Origin of the sequence: Microcystis sp. M53598_WE2, assembly GCF_030067735.1 — a bacterium.
GTDB lineage: Bacteria > Cyanobacteriota > Cyanobacteriia > Cyanobacteriales > Microcystaceae > Microcystis > Microcystis aeruginosa.
In genome coordinates this window covers 1-4,170 of record NZ_JASJFE010000960.1, presented here as the reverse complement: position 1 = coordinate 4,170, position 4,170 = coordinate 1, and the positions used below count along the sequence as shown (strand labels likewise).

The window sequence follows — 4,170 nt, the reverse complement described above, 5'->3', positions numbered from 1 at the left end:
GTTTGCTATTCTGGCGATCCTGATCGGCTTAATGTTCAAAGATAGTGACTCGGATAACAATTCTGGAGATAGCAAAATTAATATTAACTTCTTTCCCACGGACTTTTTCTGGATTTTTTATCCCGATTTTGGTAATAACTACTACGAAAGAAGAGATCGGGAAGTTAAGGCAGAAAAACCCCCTAGTAAGATGAATTTTCTCGAGGCAGTTTTTTCTTTTCTTTTTGGCGATGGCGATCCTAATTTTAATTTAGAGGAGAGACGCTGGCAAACTATCGGTAAAGTAATTCAAAATAATCGTGGCTCGATTGTCGCTCCACAAATTGTCCCCTATCTCGATAGTATTACCCCCAGTCAGGAGGAAACAGAAGACTATATACTCCCAGTTTTAACCCGCTTTAATGGGTTGCCGCAAGTGTCCGATCGAGGCGATATTATCTATTATTTTCCCGATCTACAGGTGACAACCAAAGAGAGAAAATTACAAACAGTTTCGCCCTATCTAAAGGAAAAACGCTGGAAGTTTAGCGAAGCGGATAGCGGTCAAATTATCTTAGCTTTAGGTTTAGGGGCGGTTAACTTTATCCTCGCTTTAGTTTTAGGATATTTGCTCAACAGTGATAGTGTCGATTTGAGCGGTTCTCTGGGGTCGATAGTCACAGGGATCTACGGTTTTCTCCTCAGTTATGCCGCTGCTTTTTTGGGGATTCCCCTCGGTCGTTATTTCTTTTTACAGTGGAGAAATGAGCGGGTTAATCAACGCAATCAACAGCGAGAAAAAAGAGCAGATTTATTAGCACAAAGTAATCCTGAATTAGAGCAAAAACTGGCCTACTCTCGTCAATTCGCTGACCAAAAAGTGATTAGGGATGCTGATATTAGTTATTCTACGGATCAAGACTATCTCGAACAAGAGAGCGAGCGCTCGGATAAAATCGATCGAGAATGGCAAAAACGCTTAGAATCGCCCGATTAATCGCTTTTGCGGTGTGGGAAGTCATTCTGTTATTCTGACTTCCCCGACCGACTCCTAACCCCACCAACAAACTTTTTCAGAACGTAGGTTGGGTTGAAGCATGAAACCCAACGCCCGCATGGGTTACGCTACCGCTAACCCATCCTACAAATAATTGTGCCTCCCTACTCAACTTAAACGATCGAGAGTGCGATACTGAATTGCTTCGGCAACGTGGGAACTTTTCAGCATTTCACTATCTCCTAAATCGGCAATGGTGCGGGCAACTTTGAGAATGCGATCCATTGCTCGGGCCGATAAACCCAATTTTCGGATTGCCCCTTCTAAAATATGGCGACTGCTATGATCAAGAGCGCAAAAACCCCGCAAATGCTCGGAATTCATCTCCGCATTAGAGCGAATCCCCGTATTCTGAAAGCGATCGCTGGCCTTTTGTCTGGCCCTTTCTACCCGTTGCCGCACTTGCTCAGAAGCTTCTCCCCGACTCTCTTGGGTCATTTCTTCCGGTTTCAGGCGATTTACCGTCACTTGTAGGTCAATACGGTCTAAAAGCGGCCCCGATAATTTCGCCCAATATTGTTCCCGTTGTCGCGGTGAACAGCTGCAGGGTTGCACCGAATCGCCGTAATAACCACAGGGACAGGGATTGGTACTGGCCACCAAGGTAAAACGCGCCGGAAAAGCGACGGAAAGACGAGTGCGAGAAATGCTCACATAACCATCCTCTAGGGGTTGCCGGAGATATTCCAAGACACTGCGCTTAAATTCCGTTAATTCGTCCAAAAATAAAATACCACGGTGGGAAAGGGAGATTTCTCCCGGTCGGGGATAAGTGCCACCTCCCACCAGCGCTGCCCCGGAAGCGGAGTGATGGGGACTGCGAAAAGGACGCTCGCGCACCAGGGAACCTCGATCCTTCAGTAATCCGGCGACGGAATGAATCTGGGAGACTTCTAGGGATTCGGCAAAGGTAAGCTGGGGCAGAATACCTGGTAAACGTCGCGCTAACATGGTTTTACCGCTGCCCGGCGGCCCGACAAAAATTAGGTTATGACCTCCAGCTGCGGCAATTTCCAGGGCCCGACGACCAATGGCTTGGCCTTTGACATCCTTGAGATCGGGGAGATTTACCTGCGATCGCCCGAACTCCTCGGCAGCGTTAAAAGTCATCGGTGAATGGCGATCGGGTTCATTTAAGAAATTTACCACTTCCGATAGATGACGAAACCCATACACTTGTACGCCTTTAACCACGGCCGCTTCTTTGGCATTATCGGCAGGAACCACTAAACCCTTAATCCCCATTTTTTCGGCAGCGGCAGCAATGGGTAAAACCCCCGCCACGGGACGCAAACTACCATCGAGGGATAATTCGCCTAAAAAGAGAAAATCCCCCAATAAATCGGCTTCTACCTGTTCGGAAGCCCCTAAAATGCCGATACTAATCGGTAAATCATAAATCGGCCCCTCTTTGCGGATATCGGCGGGACTTAAATTGATGACAATTTTGCGGATGGGAAAGGCAAATCCGGCATTTTTTAGGGAAGCTTTTACCCTTTCTTTCGACTCCTGCACGGCGGTATCGGGTAAACCCACCACGGCAATTCCGGGTAATCCTCCCGATACATCCACCTCTACCCCGATTTTAATGGCATCGATGCCGATAATTGCCGCACTCCAAACCCTTGCTAACATTTTGGCTCAACTAAAAATAAAGTGAGTTCTTAGGAAAATTAAACAGGATGTTCGGCTAGTTTTCCGCATAAAAATGATTTTATCTGGGAATTTACCCGGAAAATCAGCCTATTTCTCGGTATAACCTAACCAGAAAAGCTGAGAGCTTAATGGTATAGTTGAAAAAAAAAGCAATTTGTCTATGAGCGAGACTATTTTTAGCAAAATTATCCGTAAAGAAATTCCAGCCTCGATCGTCTATGAAGATGATCTGGTTCTCGCTTTTCGAGATGTTAATCCCCAAGCACCCACCCATATCCTCATTATCCCCAAAAAACCGATTCCGAAACTAGAGGAAGCCAGCGACAGCGATCGCAATTTATTGGGACATTTGTTACTAACTGTTAAAAAGGTGGCCGCCGAAGCTAAATTAAGTCAAGGTTATCGCGTGGTGATCAATAATGGGGAACATGGGGGTCAAACCGTCGATCATCTTCATGTCCATCTCTTAGGCGATCGCCCAATGACCTGGCCCCCCGGTTAAACCCCCGTTATTGTCCCGCATTTTTGGGCAATTATAGGGCTAGAAGCGTTCTTTTCCGAGTCAGTCTTCTCGATGTTGAACCCATGAATAGGTCTCTTTCTGCGATCGCTTTGTCCAGCACCCTGCTGTTATTTCCCTTCACCGCTGCGACTCTCGCTCAATCGGAATGCTTTCTCCAAAGAGCAGATGGACAACACATAGATCTTAGCCGTCTCTGTGGCAGTTCATCCAGAAATAGGAAAAATTCCCCGCAAGTTTATCAGTTACCGATTCAACGCCGGGTTAACGGCATTCCCACGGTGATGGTGGTTTTTAATCACCGTCACTATTATGAAATGCTTTTTGATACGGGAGCTAGTGGCATCGTCCTTACCGATGCCATGGCGAAAGCGATGAAAGTCAAACGGGAAAAGGAAGTACTCGCTCATACCGCCGGCGGTGTCGTTACTGTGTATCTTGGTCGCATTAATTCTGTTAAAGTGGGCGAGGTGGTTTTATCTAATCAGATTGTTGGTATTTCTCCCCAAATGGAAGGGTTAGGACTCTTGGGACAAACTTTTTTTGGTTCCTATGATGTCACGATCAAAAAAGATGTGATCGAATTACGTTATCGTCCATAGTCTGATGGGAAAAATTATCGCTTTTCTGACTCTAATCTAAAGTTCCTCGCTGTATTTGTTCCCGTTCGATCGCTTCAAATAAGGCCCGGAAGTTGCCTTCTCCAAAACCTCTAGCGGCATGACGTCGCTCGATTAATTCAAAAAAGAAAGTCGGCTGGGAAAAAATTGGTTTAGTGAAAATTTGCAGTAAAGTCGGCTTTTCCGGGAGGGAATGACTATTTTGTTCAAAATCAATGAGAATTTCCTGTTTTTTAATTTCTAACCATTCCCAATCAGCAATATTAAAATCTGTTTTTTGATAGCTAATTCGCTGATAATAACTGTTGGGAACTGATAAAAATTCTACTTTTCTTTCT

General features: G+C 45.5%; 4 protein-coding genes and 1 pseudogene. 3 read left to right on the top strand and 2 right to left on the bottom strand.

Annotation, left to right across the window (positions count from 1 at the left end; all coding sequences use genetic code 11):
- A partial coding sequence (locus PX636_RS19705; RefSeq protein WP_288118420.1) for a hypothetical protein occupies nucleotides 1-976 on the top strand: 976 nt, incomplete at its 5' end.
- Between the two features lie 168 nt (nucleotides 977-1,144).
- Here PX636_RS19705 and PX636_RS19700 read toward each other — a convergent pair.
- The gene (locus tag PX636_RS19700; RefSeq protein ID WP_002798811.1) at nucleotides 1,145-2,671 is read right to left on the bottom strand and encodes a YifB family Mg chelatase-like AAA ATPase; all 1,527 of its coding nucleotides are present in this window, start codon (nucleotides 2,669-2,671) and stop codon (nucleotides 1,145-1,147) included.
- Nucleotides 2,672-2,852: 181 nt separating this feature from the next.
- On the opposite strand from PX636_RS19700, the gene PX636_RS19695 reads away from it, so the two are divergent.
- Complete coding sequence (locus PX636_RS19695; protein WP_288118418.1) at nucleotides 2,853-3,194, top strand: histidine triad nucleotide-binding protein; 342 nt, start codon at nucleotides 2,853-2,855, stop codon at nucleotides 3,192-3,194.
- 83 nt (nucleotides 3,195-3,277) lie between these two features.
- Nucleotides 3,278-3,814: a retropepsin-like aspartic protease family protein gene (locus PX636_RS19690; protein WP_288118416.1), complete on the top strand. Its 537-nt coding sequence runs from the start codon at nucleotides 3,278-3,280 to the stop codon at nucleotides 3,812-3,814.
- A gap of 31 nt (nucleotides 3,815-3,845) precedes the next feature.
- On the opposite strand, the pseudogene PX636_RS19685 reads toward PX636_RS19690, so the two are convergent.
- Nucleotides 3,846-4,170 (bottom strand): annotated as a pseudogene (locus PX636_RS19685) (4-hydroxyphenylpyruvate dioxygenase); the annotation flags it as partial.

Excerpts from the sequence above, each read along its gene's own strand:
- PX636_RS19695 (WP_288118418.1), top strand. The coding sequence starts at position 2,853 with ATGAGCGAGACTATTTTTAGCAAAATTATCCGTAAAGAAATTCCAGCC.
- PX636_RS19700 (WP_002798811.1), bottom strand. The coding sequence starts at position 2,671 with ATGTTAGCAAGGGTTTGGAGTGCGGCAATTATCGGCATCGATGCCATT.
- PX636_RS19690 (WP_288118416.1), top strand. The coding sequence starts at position 3,278 with ATGAATAGGTCTCTTTCTGCGATCGCTTTGTCCAGCACCCTGCTGTTA.